The sequence below is a fragment of the Stutzerimonas azotifigens DSM 17556 genome (assembly GCF_000425625.1).
GTDB classification, from domain to species: domain Bacteria; phylum Pseudomonadota; class Gammaproteobacteria; order Pseudomonadales; family Pseudomonadaceae; genus Stutzerimonas; species Stutzerimonas azotifigens.
Genome location: NZ_AUDU01000016.1, coordinates 1 through 15,463, shown reverse-complemented (window position 1 = coordinate 15,463; position 15,463 = coordinate 1). Strand labels below are relative to the sequence as shown.

14 protein-coding genes and 3 tRNA genes are annotated in these 15,463 nt (G+C 65.4%); 4 read left to right on the top strand and 13 right to left on the bottom strand.

The window, feature by feature from the left end:
• Positions 1-114: 114 nt before the first annotated feature.
• The 3 genes from H610_RS0100085 to H610_RS0100075 all read right to left on the bottom strand — a co-directional run bounded on the left by H610_RS0100085 (position 115) and on the right by H610_RS0100075 (position 427).
• Positions 115-199, bottom strand: a tRNA-Leu gene (locus H610_RS0100085).
• 49 nt (positions 200-248) lie between these two features.
• A tRNA-His gene (locus H610_RS0100080) sits at positions 249-324 on the bottom strand.
• Positions 325-350: 26 nt separating this feature from the next.
• Positions 351-427 (bottom strand) — tRNA-Arg (locus H610_RS0100075).
• A 265-nt stretch (positions 428-692) separates the two neighbouring features.
• On the opposite strand from H610_RS0100075, the gene folD reads away from it, so the two are divergent.
• The gene (gene folD / locus H610_RS0100070) at positions 693-1,547 is read left to right on the top strand and encodes a bifunctional methylenetetrahydrofolate dehydrogenase/methenyltetrahydrofolate cyclohydrolase FolD (RefSeq protein ID WP_028237820.1); all 855 of its coding nucleotides are present in this window, start codon (positions 693-695) and stop codon (positions 1,545-1,547) included.
• Between the two features lie 57 nt (positions 1,548-1,604).
• Here the strand turns inward: folD and cysS are convergent, their stop codons facing one another.
• Both cysS and H610_RS0100060 read right to left on the bottom strand, forming a co-directional pair.
• On the bottom strand, positions 1,605-2,987 hold the full coding sequence (gene cysS / locus H610_RS0100065; protein WP_028237819.1) for a cysteine--tRNA ligase: 1,383 nt from the start codon (positions 2,985-2,987) through the stop codon (positions 1,605-1,607).
• Positions 2,988-3,073: 86 nt separating this feature from the next.
• On the bottom strand, positions 3,074-4,741 hold the full coding sequence (locus H610_RS0100060) for a glutamine--tRNA ligase/YqeY domain fusion protein (protein WP_028237818.1): 1,668 nt from the start codon (positions 4,739-4,741) through the stop codon (positions 3,074-3,076).
• 190 nt (positions 4,742-4,931) lie between these two features.
• Here H610_RS0100060 and H610_RS0100055 point away from each other — a divergent pair, with 190 nt between their 5' ends.
• Both H610_RS0100055 and lpxH read left to right on the top strand, forming a co-directional pair.
• Positions 4,932-5,426 (top strand): peptidylprolyl isomerase, encoded by a 495-nt coding sequence (locus tag H610_RS0100055; RefSeq protein ID WP_028237817.1) that lies wholly within the window; start codon positions 4,932-4,934, stop codon positions 5,424-5,426.
• A 2-nt stretch (positions 5,427-5,428) separates the two neighbouring features.
• A complete protein-coding gene (gene lpxH / locus H610_RS0100050; protein WP_028237816.1) occupies positions 5,429-6,160 on the top strand; it encodes a UDP-2,3-diacylglucosamine diphosphatase in 732 nt (243 codons plus the stop codon).
• 3 nt (positions 6,161-6,163) lie between these two features.
• On the opposite strand, the gene miaE is transcribed toward lpxH, so the two are convergent.
• Together miaE and H610_RS0100040 are read right to left on the bottom strand one after the other, a co-directional pair.
• Positions 6,164-6,775: a tRNA-(ms[2]io[6]A)-hydroxylase gene (miaE, locus tag H610_RS0100045; protein ID WP_028237815.1), complete on the bottom strand. Its 612-nt coding sequence runs from the start codon at positions 6,773-6,775 to the stop codon at positions 6,164-6,166.
• Positions 6,776-6,867: 92 nt separating this feature from the next.
• Positions 6,868-7,344, bottom strand: coding sequence for a DUF1289 domain-containing protein (locus tag H610_RS0100040; RefSeq protein WP_028237814.1), 477 nt, complete (start codon positions 7,342-7,344; stop codon positions 6,868-6,870).
• Positions 7,345-7,714: 370 nt separating this feature from the next.
• Between H610_RS0100040 and acnB the strand changes: the two genes are divergently transcribed.
• Entirely contained in the window at positions 7,715-10,324 is a 2,610-nt protein-coding gene (gene acnB, locus H610_RS0100035) for a bifunctional aconitate hydratase 2/2-methylisocitrate dehydratase (protein WP_028237813.1), read from the top strand.
• A gap of 159 nt (positions 10,325-10,483) precedes the next feature.
• On the opposite strand, the gene H610_RS0100030 is transcribed toward acnB, so the two are convergent.
• The 6 genes from H610_RS0100030 to rraA form a co-directional block, all read right to left on the bottom strand.
• The gene (locus H610_RS0100030) at positions 10,484-11,485 is read right to left on the bottom strand and encodes an OmpA family protein (protein ID WP_028237812.1); all 1,002 of its coding nucleotides are present in this window, start codon (positions 11,483-11,485) and stop codon (positions 10,484-10,486) included.
• 100 nt (positions 11,486-11,585) lie between these two features.
• Positions 11,586-12,176 carry an RNA polymerase sigma factor SigX gene (gene sigX / locus H610_RS0100025; RefSeq protein WP_028237811.1) on the bottom strand — a complete coding sequence of 197 codons (591 nt, stop codon included), beginning with the start codon at positions 12,174-12,176 and terminating at the stop codon, positions 11,586-11,588.
• 93 nt (positions 12,177-12,269) lie between these two features.
• Complete coding sequence (locus tag H610_RS0100020; protein ID WP_028237810.1) at positions 12,270-13,094, bottom strand: mechanosensitive ion channel family protein; 825 nt, start codon at positions 13,092-13,094, stop codon at positions 12,270-12,272.
• Positions 13,095-13,096: 2 nt separating this feature from the next.
• A complete protein-coding gene (locus tag H610_RS0100015) occupies positions 13,097-13,339 on the bottom strand; it encodes a hypothetical protein (protein WP_028237809.1) in 243 nt (80 codons plus the stop codon).
• A 65-nt stretch (positions 13,340-13,404) separates the two neighbouring features.
• A complete protein-coding gene (locus H610_RS0100010; RefSeq protein WP_028237808.1) occupies positions 13,405-14,400 on the bottom strand; it encodes a zinc transporter ZntB in 996 nt (331 codons plus the stop codon).
• A gap of 58 nt (positions 14,401-14,458) precedes the next feature.
• Positions 14,459-14,947: a ribonuclease E activity regulator RraA gene (rraA, locus tag H610_RS0100005; RefSeq protein WP_028237807.1), complete on the bottom strand. Its 489-nt coding sequence runs from the start codon at positions 14,945-14,947 to the stop codon at positions 14,459-14,461.
• Positions 14,948-15,463 lie beyond the last annotated feature (516 nt).

Genomic DNA, 15,463 nt, shown 5'->3' with positions numbered 1-15,463 from the left:
TGGACGGGTTGGCGGATGTGCGTGACAGCTTGTGTGTCACGATCTCGCTGCGTGGAAGGTCCAGTGCATCAAGGAGGCCGAGGCTTGAAGCTCGTAACCCCTTGGTTTAGACGGTGGTGCGGACGGAGAGACTCGAACTCTCACACCTTGCGGCACTGGAACCTAAATCCAGCGTGTCTACCAATTTCACCACGTCCGCAAAACGGGCTGGAAACCAAGACGCCAGGCATCGCCTGGCGTCTGAAATATGGGGTGGACGATGGGAATCGAACCCACGACACCAGGAGCCACAATCCTGTGCTCTACCAACTGAGCTACGCCCACCATATCTGTGCTTGCTTCGAGCCGGATGGCGCACCCGGCAGGACTCGAACCTGCGACCATCCGCTTAGAAGGCGGATGCTCTATCCAGCTGAGCTACGGGCGCTTTATCTGCATTCATCGGAGCGCAGACTTTATGCTCCGGCCCGAAGGGATGTGGCTCCCGACAAGCCTTGTTACCCAGCCGCAGGCTGTGCTCGACAAGCGGGGCGAATCTTATAGAGCAGTCCCTGACGCGTCAACACAAAAAAACGAAAAATACTTGGAGGAAAAGGAGTTACGCCTTTTACGCGACCACCCGCCTTTGCCCCTCACGCTCGGCATGCGAGAATGCGCGTCCTTTTTTCCACCCCTCGACGACACCAAGGTTCATGACCGCACAACTGATCGACGGCAAGCAGATCGCTGCCGACATCCGTCTCCAGATCGCCGAACGCGTCACCCAACGCCGCAACCAGGGGCTGCGCGCGCCGGGCCTCGCGGTCATCCTGGTGGGCAGCGACCCGGCCTCGCAGGTCTATGTGGCACACAAGCGCAAGGATTGCGAGGAAGTGGGCTTCCATTCCGTCGCCCACGACCTCCCCGCCGATACCCGCCAGGACGACCTCCTCGCCCTGATCGACACGCTCAACGACGACCCGGCGATCGACGGCATCCTCGTCCAACTGCCGCTGCCGGCGCACCTGGATGCCTCGCTGCTGCTCGAGCGCATTCGTCCGGACAAGGACGTGGACGGCTTCCACCCCTACAACATCGGCCGGCTGGCCCAGCGCATGCCGCTGCTGCGCCCGTGCACCCCCAAGGGCATCATGACCCTGCTGCACAGCACCGGCGTCGACCTGTACGGGCTGGACGCGGTGGTCGTCGGGGCCTCCAACATCGTCGGCCGCCCCATGGCGCTGGAGCTGCTGCTGGCCGGCTGCACCACCACAGTGACCCACCGCTTCACCCATGACCTGGCCAGCCACGTTTCCCGTGCCGACCTGGTCGTGGTGGCGGCCGGCAAGCCGGGGCTGGTCAAGGGCGAATGGATCAAGCCCGGAGCCATCGTCATCGACGTCGGCATCAACCGCCAGGCCGACGGCCGCCTGGTCGGCGACGTGGAATACGAGCCGGCGCTGGCACGTGCCGCCTGGATCACCCCGGTACCCGGCGGTGTCGGCCCGATGACCCGCGCCTGTCTGCTGGAAAACACCCTGCACGCCGCCGAGCACCTGCACGTCTGATTCCGTCGGCGGAATGAAGAAGGGCGCTCTCGGGCGCCCTTTTTCGTTCCATGACAATCAGTCAGCCAGTCGCCAGGTCGTGCCGCCCTTCCCGTCTTCCAGCAGCACGCCCATGGCGGTGAGCCGGTCGCGGATGCGGTCGGATTCGGCCCAGTTCTTCTCGGCACGCGCTTGCAGGCGGGCAGCGATCAGGCGCTCCACCTCCTGCGCATCGACCCGTCCTTGGGCGCCGGCCTGCAGAAACGCCTCCGGCTCCAGCTGCAGAATGCCCAGCGGCTCGGCCAGTGCCTTCAGGCGTGCCGCGAGACCAGCGGCGGCGGCCGGCTCGGACTCGCGCAGACGGTTGATCTCTCGAACCATCTCGAACAGCACCGCGCAGGCTTCCGGCGTGTTGAAATCATCGTCCATGGCCGCGGCGAAGCGCTCCTCGAAGGCCTCGCCTCCGGCCGGCGCGACGCCCGGCAGCCCCTTGAGCGCATGGTAGAAGCGCTCGAGCGCGCCCTTGGCTTCCTTCAGGCTTTCCTGCGAATAATTGATCGGGCTGCGGTAATGGCTCGCCACCAGCAGGTAGCGCACCACTTCCGGATGGAATTTCTCCAGCACGTCGCGAATGGTGAAGAAATTGCCGAGCGACTTGGACATCTTCTCGCCGTCGACCCGCACCGCGCCGGCGTGCATCCAGGCCTTGGCGTACGGCTGGCCGGTGGCCGCCTCGCTCTGGGCGATCTCGTTCTCGTGATGGGGGAACACCAGGTCAGGCCCGCCGCCGTGGATGTCGAAGGTCTCGCCCAGGCAGCAGGTGGACATCACCGAGCACTCGATGTGCCAGCCGGGCCGCCCCGCGCCCCAGGGCGAGGGCCAGCACGGCTCGCCCGGCTTGGCGGCCTTCCACAGGACGAAATCGAGCGGATCCTCCTTGGCCTCGCCCACCTCGATGCGGGCGCCTATTCGCAGGTCCTCGATGCGCTTGCGCGAAAGCTTGCCGTAGCCCTGGAAGCGGCCGACGCGGTAGTACACGTCGCCGTTGCCGGGCGCGTAGGCGAAGCCCTTGTCGATCAGCGTCTGGATCATCGCGTGCATCCCGGTGATGTGCTCGGTGGCACGCGGCTCCTGGTCCGGACGCTGCACGCCGAGCCGCGACTCGTCCTCGTGCATCGCCTCGATCATGCGCGCCACCAGCGCCTCGAAGGGCTCGCCGTTCTCGTTGGCGCGACGAATGATCTTGTCTTCGATGTCGGTGATGTTGCGTACGTAGGTCAGCTCGTAGCCGCTGCGCCGCAGCCAGCGGGCGATGACGTCGAAGGCGACCATCACCCGTGCGTGGCCGATGTGGCAGAGGTCGTACACGGTCATGCCGCAGACGTACATGCGTACCTGGTTGCCGTCCAGCGGCACGAAGGCTTCCTTGTTCTTGGTCAGGGTGTTGTAGATGGCGAGCATGTGGTTTTACCGATTCGGAAAAGGCCATGCGAAAAGGCGGGCCGGGGCCCGCCCCTGACAGGGTGCCGGCATGGCACCCGGACGGATCAGCCGCCCCAGGAATCCCGCAGCGTGACGGTACGGTTGAACACCGGGCGGCCCGGCTGGCTGTCCTTCAGGTCGACGCAGAAATAGCCTTCGCGCTCGAACTGGAAGCGGTCCTCCGGCCGGGCCTGGGCCAGCGAGGGCTCGGCCCGGCAGCCGCTCAGCACCACCAGCGACTCCGGGTTGATGTTGTCGAGGAAGCTGCCGCCCTCTTCGGCCTTTTCCGGATTCGCCGAGCGGAACAGCCGGTCGTAAAGGCGAACCTCGCATTCCACGTTGCCCTCGGCCGGCACCCAATGGATCACGCCCTTGACCTTGCGGCCCTCGGGGTTCTTGCCCAGGGTGTTCGCATCGTAGCTGCAGCGCAGCTCGACGATGTCGCCGGAGGCGTTCTTGACCGCCTCGTCGGCTCGGATCACGTAGCTGCCGCGCAAGCGCACCTCGCCGCCGGGCACCAGGCGCTTGTAGCCCGCAGGTGGATTCTCCTCGAAATCGCCGGCGTCGATGTAAAGCTCGCGAGAGAACGGCAGCACCCGCACGCCCATGTCCTGCTTGGGATGGCGCGGCAGCTCGAGGTTCTCCACCTGCCCTTCCGGGTAATTGGTGATGACCACCTTGAGCGGCTTGAGCACGCACATGGCGCGCGGCGCGTTGGCGTCCAGGTCCTCGCGGATGGCGAACTCGAGCATGCCGATGTCCACCACCCCGCCGGCACGGTTGACGCCAATCATGTCGCAGAATGTGCGGATCGAGGCCGGCGTGTAGCCGCGACGGCGGTAGCCGGACAGGGTCGACATGCGCGGGTCGTCCCAGCCGGCCACGTGCCCTTCATCCACCAGTTGCTTGAGCTTGCGCTTGCTGGTGATGGTGTAGTTCAGGTTGAGCCGGGCGAACTCGTACTGGCGCGGTCTGGCCGGCACCGGCAGGTTCTCGAGGAACCATTCGTAGAGCGGGCGATGGTCTTCGAACTCCAGCGTGCAGATCGAGTGGGTGATGCCCTCGATCGCGTCGGACTGGCCATGGGTGAAGTCGTAGCTCGGGTAGATGCACCACTTGTCGCCCGTCTGGTGATGATGGGCATGACGGATGCGATAGAGGATGGGGTCGCGCAGGTTCATGTTCGGCGACGCCATGTCGATCTTGGCCCGCAGCGCGCGGGCGCCGTCCGGGAACTCGCCGGCGCGCATGCGTGCGAACAGGTCGAGGTTCTCCTCGACGCTGCGGTCGCGGTAGGGGCTGTTGCGGCCCGGCTCGGTCAGGGTGCCGCGGTATTCTCGCGCCTGCTCCGGCGACAGGTCGTCGACATAGGCCTTGCCGGCGTGGATCAGGTGGAGGGCCCATTCATGCAGCTGGTCGAAGTAATCCGACGCATAGCGCTCCTCGCCGGCCCAGCTGAAGCCCAGCCACTGGACGTCCGCCTTGATGGCGTCGATGTACTCCTGGTCTTCCTTGGCCGGGTTGGTGTCGTCGAAACGCAGGTTGCAGCGGCCGCCGAACTCTTCGGCCAGGCCGAAGTTCAGGCAGATCGACTTGGCATGACCGATGTGCAGGTAACCGTTGGGCTCCGGCGGAAAGCGGGTCACCACTTCCGCGTGCTTGCCCGATTCGAGGTCGGCCTGGACGATGGGGCGTAGGAAATTCGAAGCGGCGGGTGTTTCGGGCTTGCTCATGATGTCCTTACGGTATGCAGTGCGCGGCACAGGGTAGGCCGACCAAATCAAAGCGCTTATCATAGCGGACCCGTCAAACCCCTGACAGGGCTCTGCGCCCCCGATCGGGGACCGGCGGTACGAAGCCTCGGCTCGGTACCCGCTGCCGGCCACACGTCGAGTCTGTCTGTCCACCGTTACGGAATTCACCATGATCAAACTGCACACCAATCACGGCGTCATCACGCTCGAGCTGTTCGAAGACAAGGCACCGGCAACCGTTGCCAACTTCAAGGAGTACGTGAAGGCCGGCCACTACGACAACACAGTCTTCCACCGCGTCATCGGCAATTTCATGATCCAGGGCGGCGGCTTCGAGCCCGGCATGAAACAGAAGCCCACCCGCGCGCCGATCAAGAACGAGGCCAACAACGGCCTGTCGAACAAGGTCGGGACCATCGCCATGGCCCGCACCATGGAGCCGCATTCGGCCTCCGCGCAGTTCTTCATCAACGTCGCCGACAATACCTTTCTCGACCACACCGCGCCTACCGTGCAGGGCTGGGGCTACGCCGTGTTCGGCGAAGTGGTCGAAGGCATGGACGTGGTCGAGAGCATCAAGGGCGTGGCCACGACCATGAAGTCGGGTCACCAGGACGTGCCGGTGGACGACGTGGTGATCGAGAAGGCCGAGATCGTCGACTGACGATGACCAGCCTGCTGATCTCCGATCTGCACCTGCAGGAGGAACGCCCGGACATCACCCGGGCGTTTCTGCATTTTCTCCAGACGAAGGCCGCGCAGGCCGAGGCGCTGTACATTCTGGGCGACTTCTTCGAGGCCTGGATCGGCGACGACGGCATGTCCACCTATCAGCGCTCCATCGCCGACGCCCTGCGCAGCCTCGCCGACCGCGGCGTACGCATCTACCTGATGCACGGCAATCGCGACTTCCTGCTCGGCGAGCGCTTCTGTCGGATGGCCGGCTGCGCGCTGCTCGCCGACCCGAGCGTAACCACGCTGGCAGGCGAGTCGGTACTGCTGATGCACGGGGACAGCCTGTGCACCCGCGACCAGGCCTACATGCGCCTGCGACGCTGGCTGCGCAATCCCGTCTCCCTGTTCGTACTGCGCCACCTGCCGCTGTCGGTACGGCGCCGGCTGGCAAGCCGCCTGCGCAACGAAAGCCATGCTCAGACGCGCATGAAACCGGCCGACATTGTCGACGTCACGCCCGAGGAGGTGCAGCGGGCGCTGCGCGCCGCCGGACTGCGCACCCTGATCCATGGCCATACGCACCGCCCGGCCGAGCATCGGCTGGACGTCGACGGCACCCCCGCACGGCGCCTGGTGCTGGGAGACTGGGAGGCGCGGGGCTGGTTCATCGAGGCCGACGCCGGCGGCCTGCGCCTGCTCCCCTTCCCCTTCCCCTTCGACTGAAACTCAGGCGGCGGCCGGTACGCCGCTATGGAAGCGGAACTCGCCGTCCGCTTCGCTCATCAGCTCGTATTCGCGGACCCGCACGCGCGCGACGGTCGCCTCGACGTCCGCCCGCTCGCCATAGAGGTAGGCAAGCTTCAGGTAATCCTGGAAATGCCGCGCCTCGGATTTCAGCAGGCCGTGGTAGAACCTGCCGAGCTCCTCGTCGAGGTGCGGCACCAGCAGCGCGAAGCGCTCGCACGAGCGCGCCTCGATGAAGGCGCCGATGACCAGCGTGTCGGCCAGGCGGAAGGGTTCGTGGTTGCGCGCCAGCTCGCGCAGGCCGGCGGCGTAGCGGGAGGAACTGACCTGGCGCAGCGCGATGCCACGCCTGCGGATCAGCGTCAGCACCTGCTCGAAGTGCCTCAGCTCCTCGCGCGCCAGGCGCGACATGCGGTGCTGCAGGTCCGGCTTGTCGGTGTAGCGGAACATCAGCTGGAACGCCGTGCCCGCGGCCTTCTTCTCGCAGTTGGCGTGGTCGAGCAGCATCAGCTCCTGGTTGGCCAGCGCGGCCTCGATCCAGCCCAGCGGCGTGGCGCCGCCGAGAAACTCATGCAAATCGTCAGTCACGTGCAGCTCCAGCAGGTCGGGCGGACTGCGGCGACGCCGCAGCGGGTGCGAATTATACGGATCGCGGGAGCGCCGGCCAGCCCGCCGAGCCGGCAGACCTAGACGCGCATCTCGACGCCTTCGACGAGAAACCGCGGCGCGATGTAGCGATCGTAGTGCGCCTCCGACAGCAGGAAGAATTCCTGGTCGATGGCGTCGCGCAGCCGCGGCAGTGACCAGTCGCGAAATTCCGGCAGCAGCGCCACCCCGTAGGCCTCGAGCTGGCGAATGGCACGCGCGCCGCGGGCGATCAGCTGGTAGGCCCAGCAGTAAGGTGACTGCTCGGGTACGAAGCGGATCTGCCGCGCCTCCAGCTGCCGGCGCAACAGCGGCGCATCGAACACCTGCACCTTGGCTTCCATCACCTGCGCCAGCAGCTGCTCGAGGCGGCGCCAGACCGCGCGCTTCTCCTCGTCGCTGTAGGCGTTCCAGTTGACCACCTCATGGTGAAAGCGCTTGCAGCCGCGGCAGACCCGGTCGCCATAGACGGTTGAGCAAAGGCCCACGCAGGGCGTCTTGATTCGGTGAGCGGTCATGGCAAAGGGGACAACGACGATCGAGGCGGCATCTTAGACTTTTGTACAATCCGGGTCATCCCGGGGTAGGCCGCGCACCCCGAAACGCTGGCTCCGACCCGCCGGGCCGGGCCCCGGGCGCCAGTCCCGACGGTCCCCGCACGCCGCCTGCCGCTTAACTTTGCGGGGCCTTTCCAGTAGAATCGCTTCGCCGTTTTAGGCGCCACTGTCCCAAGAAGCTGTTTTCAAAGCGTCACGAGCACAGTCAACCCGGCCCGACCGGATGCGCGGTTCTGCGCCGCATCCGGCCCCTCTCCCGGCGTAAAACTTTGAAAACAGCTTCCGGATGAGCGTCCCGATAGCTGTTGGGACCAATGATGAGGGAAAAACTGTGCTTGAAGCCTATCGCAAACACGTAGAAGAGCGTGCCGCCCAGGGCGTCGTGCCTCAGCCGCTCAACGCCGAGCAGACCGCTGGCCTGGTCGAACTGCTGAAGAACCCGCCGGCCGGCGAAGAAGAATTCCTCGTAGACCTGATCTCCAACCGTGTACCGCCGGGCGTGGACGAGGCCGCCTACGTGAAGGCCGGCTTCCTGTCCGCTGTCGCCAAGGGCCAGGCCGGCTCCCCGCTGATCAGCAAGCAGCGCGCCGTCGAGCTGCTGGGCACCATGCAGGGCGGCTACAACATCGCCACCCTGGTCGAGCTGCTGGATGACGCCGAACTGGCCACCATCGCCGCCGAGCAGCTCAAGCACACCCTGCTGATGTTCGACGCCTTCCATGACGTCGCCGAGAAGGCCAAGGCCGGCAACGCCGCGGCCCAGGCGGTGATGCAGTCCTGGGCCGACGGCGAATGGTTCAAGGCGCGCCCGGCCGTGCCGGAAAAGCTCAGCCTGACCGTGTTCAAGGTCCCGGGCGAAACCAACACCGACGACCTGTCGCCGGCGCCGGACGCCTGGTCGCGCCCCGACATCCCGCTGCACGCCCTGGCCATGCTGAAGATGGCCCGCGAAGGCATCGAGCCGGTACAACCCGGCGCCATCGGCCCGCTGAAGCAGATCGAAGCGGTCAAGGCCAAGGGCTTCCCGGTCGCCTACGTCGGCGACGTGGTCGGCACCGGCTCCTCGCGCAAGTCCGCCACCAACTCGGTGCTGTGGTTCTTCGGCGACGACATCCCCTACGTGCCGAACAAGCGCGCCGGCGGCTTCTGCTTCGGCTCCAAGATCGCCCCGATCTTCTACAACACCATGGAAGACGCCGGCGCCCTGCCGATCGAGTTCGACGTGTCGAACCTGAACATGGGCGACGTGATCGACGTCTACCCGTACGCCGGCAAGGTCTGCAAACACGGCAGCGACGAGGTCATCTCGACCTTCGAACTGAAGACCGAGGTGTTGCTCGACGAAGTGCGCGCCGGCGGCCGTATCCCGCTGATCGTCGGTCGCGGCCTGACCGAGAAGGCCCGCGCCGAACTGGGCATGGGCCCGTCCGAGCTGTTCAAGAAGCCGGAAGCGCCGGTCGACAGCGGCAAGGGCTACACCCTGGCGCAGAAGATGGTCGGTCGCGCCTGCGGTCTGCCGGAAGGCAAGGGCGTTCGCCCGGGCACCTACTGCGAGCCGAAGATGACCACCGTCGGCTCCCAGGACACCACCGGCCCGATGACCCGCGACGAGCTCAAGGACCTGGCCTGCCTCGGCTTCTCCGCCGATCTGGTGATGCAGTCGTTCTGCCACACCGCGGCCTACCCCAAGCCCATCGACGTCAAGACCCACCACACCCTGCCTGACTTCATCATGACCCGCGGCGGCGTGTCCCTGCGTCCGGGCGACGGCATCATCCACAGCTGGCTGAACCGCATGCTGCTGCCCGACACCGTCGGCACCGGCGGCGACTCGCACACCCGCTTCCCGATCGGCATCTCCTTCCCGGCCGGCTCCGGCCTGGTGGCCTTCGCCGCCGCCACCGGCGTGATGCCGCTGGACATGCCCGAATCGGTGCTGGTGCGCTTCAAGGGCAAGATGCGCCCCGGGATCACCCTGCGCGACCTGGTGCACGCCATCCCCTACTGCGCCATCCAGAAGGGCCTGCTGACCGTCGAGAAGAAGGGCAAGAAGAATATCTTCTCCGGCCGCATCCTCGAGATCGAAGGCCTGGAAAGCCTCACCGTCGAGCAGGCCTTCGAACTGTCCGACGCCTCCGCCGAGCGTTCCGCGGCCGGCTGCACCATCAAGCTGTCAAAGGAATCGATCGCCGAGTACCTGCAGTCGAACATCACCCTGCTGCGCTGGATGATCAGCGAAGGCTACGGCGATGCCCGCACCCTGGAGCGCCGTGCCCAGGCGATGGAAGCCTGGCTGGCCGACCCGCAGCTGCTGGAAGCCGATGCCGACGCCGAGTACACCGAGGTGATCGAGATCGATCTGGCCGAGGTGACCGAGCCGGTCCTCTGCGCACCGAACGATCCGGACGACGCCCGCCTGCTCTCCCAGGTGGCCGGCGACAAGATCGACGAAGTGTTCATCGGTTCGTGCATGACCAACATCGGCCACTTCCGCGCCGCCGGCAAGCTGCTGGACAAGGTCAAGGGCGGCATCCCGACCCGCCTGTGGCTGGCCCCGCCGACCAAGATGGACGCCCACCAGCTGACCGAGGAAGGCTACTACGGCATCTACGGCAAGGCCGGTGCGCGCATGGAAATGCCGGGCTGCTCGCTGTGCATGGGCAACCAGGCCCGCGTGGCGTCTAACGCCACCGTGGTCTCGACCTCGACCCGTAACTTCCCGAACCGCCTGGGCGACGGAGCCAACGTGTACCTGGCCTCCGCCGAGCTGGCTTCGGTGGCATCGATCCTCGGTCGCCTGCCGACCGTCGAGGAGTACATGCAGTACGCGGCGGACATCGACAGCATGGCGGCGGACGTCTACCGCTACCTGTCGTTCGACCAGATCGCCGAATTCCGGGAAAGTGCCGAGAAGGCGAAGATCCCGGTCGTGCAGGCCTGATCCAACCGCTGAATGAAAAAGCCCCGCTCCGCGGGGCTTTTTCATATGCGCCAATCCCGGGACGCCCCGTTCAGGCAGGCCATGCGCGCCTGAGGCTGCGAATTCCGGACAAAAGAAAACCCGGCTGATGCCGGGTTTTCTTTGCAGCCGGTCGGGCTATCAGCGCACCTGCGCTTCGACCTCGGCTTCCACGCGGCGGTTGATCTGGCGACCTTCCTCGGTGGCGTTGTCGGCCACCGGGCGGCTTTCGCCGTAACCGATGGCATTCACGCGGTTGCTTTCCAGGCCGTACTGGTTGACCAGTACGTCACGTACCGCGTTGGCGCGGCGCTCGGACAGGCGCTGGTTGTACTGGTCGGTGCCCACCGAGTCGGTGTGACCTTCGACGGTGGTGCTGGTCTGCGGATACTGCTGCATGAAGTCGGCGAGGTTCTTGATCTCGGCGTAGCTCTCTTCACGCACCTGGGCGCGGTCGAAGTCGAACTTCACGTCCAGCTCCACGCGAACGACTTCGGGCGCGGCCGGCTCGGGTTCCGGCTCGGCCATCGGTGCGGGCGCGGCGACCGGCTCCGGGGCCGGCTCGACAGCGGCAACGCGCTGCGTGCTGCCACCGAAATTCAGGCCCACGCCGACACCGGCCATCCACTCGCCTTCGTTGGCGTCGATGTTGTACATGCCGTCGACGCTCGCCTTGGCGAACAGGTTCTCGGTGAAGTAGTACTTCACGCCGGTACCGATGTTGGTGAAGGTGCTGCGGTCACGACCGCTGCGGGCCGCCTGGCCGAGGCTCTGATGGGCGACGCCGGCCGACACGTACGGACGCAGGCCCACGCCCGGCTCGCCGAAGTGGTAGACGGCGTCCAGCGAGGTCAGGCTGCCCTTGATGTTCTTGTGACCACCATCGATGCCGACCGGATCGTCGGAAGTCAGGTCGTGGTATTCGCCGTAGGACAGGCCCAGCGATACGTCGTCGGTCAGGAAGTAGCTGACACCGGCGCCGTACAGCTCGCCTTCGTCCTCGATGTTGCGCGAGCTGTCGGTGTAGTACTGCTTGCCGAAAGCTTCCACCTCGACGGCGCCCTGGCCCTGTGCCAGAGCACTGAAGGAAGTGGCGGCAACCAGAGAGCCGATAACGACGCCCAAGGTGTTTTTCAGTTCCATCCGTTAATCCCCATCTGTTGGTTGGTATCAGAACAAATCCAAGGAAACCGGCTTTGTCGAGCAAAGTTCGTCCGCTGCGACATCAGACAAACTATATCGATTAAGTTTCGGTTATCCCTGAAAATTTTTCTCGAAGTTTATCCAGAGCCCGCTTGTAACGCATCTTGGTCGCGCTCAAGCCCATATGCATGATGTCGGCGATTTCCTGGAACTCGAGCTCGGCGACGAAACGCAGTACGAGAATCTCCCGATCAATGGGGTTGACATGAACCAGCCAGCGGTCCAGTCCGCCTTTCTCCTCCAGTTTCGGAGCCTTCTCGTCGGAGGCCTCCTCCAGCGGGTCGAGGCTCAGGGCATCGAGCAGGCGGCGCTTTCGCCGCTCCTTGCGATACTGGGTAATACACTCGTTATAAGTGATGCTATATAGCCATGTCTTGAACTTGGACTTGCCTTCGAAAGTCTTGAGTCCATATAAGACCTTGAGCATGACTTCCTGACAGACGTCATCGGCATCCCGATCGTTGCCGAGATATCGCGCGCATACATTGAACAATGTGCGCTGGTAGCGCCGCATCAGTTCCTCATATGCACGCGTGACATGAAACAGCTCGACGTGCGCGCGCTCGACCAACTCCTCGTCGGAGAGAAGACGTGGGTCATAGCGCATGATCGGCGAGTGGGGCTTAGTCAAGACGCGTCGGGCCGGCAGTCAGGGTCGAGGTGCCTTTACCGAGCACCGGAAAATGGCGGCATACGATAGCAGATCGCAATCCAATAAGCGCGCTCACCGACTGCCGACGCGCTGCTCCAGCAGAACGCGGTTGGGGACCGATACGATCTCCCCCGCGTCGGTGAGCAGCAGCGTCTTGACCGTGCCGATCTCCTCGATCTGACCTTCCAGCTCCGGCAGGCTGACCCGCTGCCCGACCTCGTAAAGCTCACGCACATAGATCCCGGCGAGGATCTGGCTGACCAGCTCGCGGCTGCCGAGGCCCAGGGCCAGGGCGACCGCCAGCGCGACCGCGGTCAGGACGATGGCGATGACATAGTTCAGCAGTTCGGTCTTCACCTCGAGCTGGCCGATCGCCACGGAGATGGCGATGATGATCACCAGCCCCTGGGCCACCCGGCCGAGGCCGCCCGCGTAATCCAGGCCGACGCCTTCCGCGGCGCCCCTGACCAGGCCGTTCACCAGCTGCGCCAGGAGCATGCCCGCCAGCAGGATCAGCGCGGCGCCGAACACCTTCGGCAGGTAGAGCGCCAGCACGTCGAGCGTCGCCGAGACGCGCTCGAGCCCCAGCGATTCGGCTGCCGAGACGAAGAACACCAGCAGCACGAACCAGTAGACGATCTTGCCGATCAGCGTCGACAGGGGCACCCGGATGCCGGCGCGGCCGAGCAGCTTGGTCAGGCCGGTGCCCGCCATCAGCCGGTCGAGCCCGACCTTGGCGAGCAGCTTGGACAGCAGCGTATCGAGCAGCTTGGCGACGAGGAAGCCGACCAGCACCACCAACAGGGCGCCGAACAGCCGCGGGATGAAGGCGGCGATCGACGTCCACAACGAACTCATCGCAGCGAGCAGACTCTGGGTCCAGGGATTGAATTCCATGATCAATCGGCCTTGTCGTTGGAGGAATGAGGACCGCGCCGACGGCATACCGGCGACACGTGGGGCGCACCGTTGGTGATGGCCATCAGCAGCGCCGGCAGCCAGTTGCCCACCAGGGCGAACAGGTCACCCGCGCCGACCTGCCGGTTGGCCGTTTTCAGGACGCGATCGAGACAGGCATCGTCGTCGTGGGGTGACGGCGCATTGAGCATGTCTTTCAGGGACTGTTCGAAGGGATCTTGCATGGCTCTTCTCTCGGCACGCAGTGCGGCGTGCGGTCTAGACGCCCCGACAGCGAACGGGGTCACATTCACAGCCAGCGCAGGCGGCGGAATATCCACCACTGGCACACGGCGATGAGCACCACCAGCGCGCAGGCGATGGCGAAGCCGTAGGGATTGTCCGCTCCCGGGATGCCGCCCACGTTGATCCCCAGCAAGCCGGTGAGGAAGGTCATCGGCAGGAAGAAGCCGGTGACGATGCCGAGCAGGTACATGGTCCGGGTCATGCGTTCGCTGCGACGGCGCTGGTCCGACTCGAGCACCAGGTTGACCCGCTCGCGCACCAGGTCGAGCTCCTCCAGGAAACGTACGAGCCGGTTGCTCAGCTCGTTCCAGTAATCGCCGTCGTCGGCCACGAACCAGGACAGTCGGCAGCGCGTCAACTGCCCGTAGATGTCGCGCTGCGGCAGCAGGAAACGGCGCAGGCTGGCGGCGGTGCGGCGCAGCGACAGCAGGTCGTCCGAGGCGGGTTCGTAGCGCGCGTCATGGTCCAGCCGCTCCTCTTCGACGTCGATACGGTCGCCGAGCCGTACCACCAGCTCGTCGACCCGCTCGGTCAGCGAGTCTGCCAGATAGAGAAGCACCTCGGACGCCGTTCTCGGCCCGCTGCCCTGTTCCAGTTGCTCGATCACCTGCTCGGTGGCGCGCAACGGCCGCAGGCGCAGCGAAATGACCCGGCGCGCCTCGGCATGGATGCGCAGGCTGACCATGTCTTCCGGCTGGGCGTCCGGATTCAGGTTGACCCCGCGCAGGAATACCAGCAGCGATTCGTCCGGCAATGGCAGCAGACGCGGCCGGGTGTTCTCCTCGAGCAGCAGGTCGCAGGCGAATTCGCTCAGGCCGCTGCGCTCGTAGAGCCAGCGCTGCGCCGGCGGGCAACTGCGGTCCCAATGCAGCCAGAGGCTCTCGCCCTCCGCCAGTTGCAGGGACTCCAGCGCCTGCGCGTCGATCGCCCGCGCCCCGCCCCGACCGTCGAGCACCCGTGCGTGAATCAGTCCCAGCGTCGCGTCATCACTCGCCTGCATGCCTGCCCCTTTCATTAAAAAGCCCGGCTATGCCGGGCTGCATTGCCGCCCCCGCCCTTCACTCCGGCATCTGCAAAGGCTCCGGAGAGACGACGATGCCGTTGTTATCGGCATAGACGTATTCGCCCGGGCGGAAGGTGACGCCGCAGAAGGTCACGGGCACGCCGAGCTCCCCAACGCCGCGCTTGAACGACTTCATGGGATGGCTGGCGAGCGCCTGCACACCCAGGTCGGTCTGCGCCACCACGTCCACGTCGCGGATGCAGCCATAGACGACGATGCCTTCCCAGCCGTTCTTCGCCGCCTTCTCCGCGAGCATGTCGCCGAGCAGCGCGCAGCGCAGGGAGCCGCCGCCGTCGACCACCAGGACCTTGCCGATGCCGTCCAGCTCGACCTGCTCCTTCACCCTCGAGTTGTCCTCGTGGCATTTCACCGTGACGATCTGCCCCCCGAAGGAGTCGCGACCGCCGAAATTGCTGAACATGGGTTCGACCACCTGGATCTTGTCCGGATAGGCGTCGCAGAGGTCGGGCGTGATGTATTGCATGGTCCACTCCTGGTTGAGACGAATCAGAGGGTCAACGTCGATGCGGTCGCCGTCGGGTGCCTGTGGAACCGGGAAGCGCCGGCCAAGGGGCATCGAGTGGCAGACCACCGACAGGGTCGAACGTTACCGGCGAGGCCGTTCGGAAAGCGCGTCTCGCAGCCTCGACAGATGCTCCAGGCTGCGGACAGGCTCTGGCCCGCCTTGAATGTGAGCGGTCAAACGAAACGGGTCAGATATTAGCGGCCCGCTTGCGGGCTGAACACCGCCCGTCGGTTTCGCAAGGCACTGCACCTCCCGCAGGTGCGCAGCCACGTCGCTACAGGTGTTGAGAGGCGCGGGCTCGGGGCAAGTTCTCGATTGGCAGGCTTCGCCTGCCTGTCGCCGCGAGGGCGCGCCTCCCACAGAGGGTTGCCTGCGTTGTGCCGGATCCCGGTCGCAGGCAGAGCCTGCTCCTACAGATTCAGGTCGCGGCCACGAACAGCGCCGGAGCGCTTTTCCCTTCTCCCGCGGGAGAAG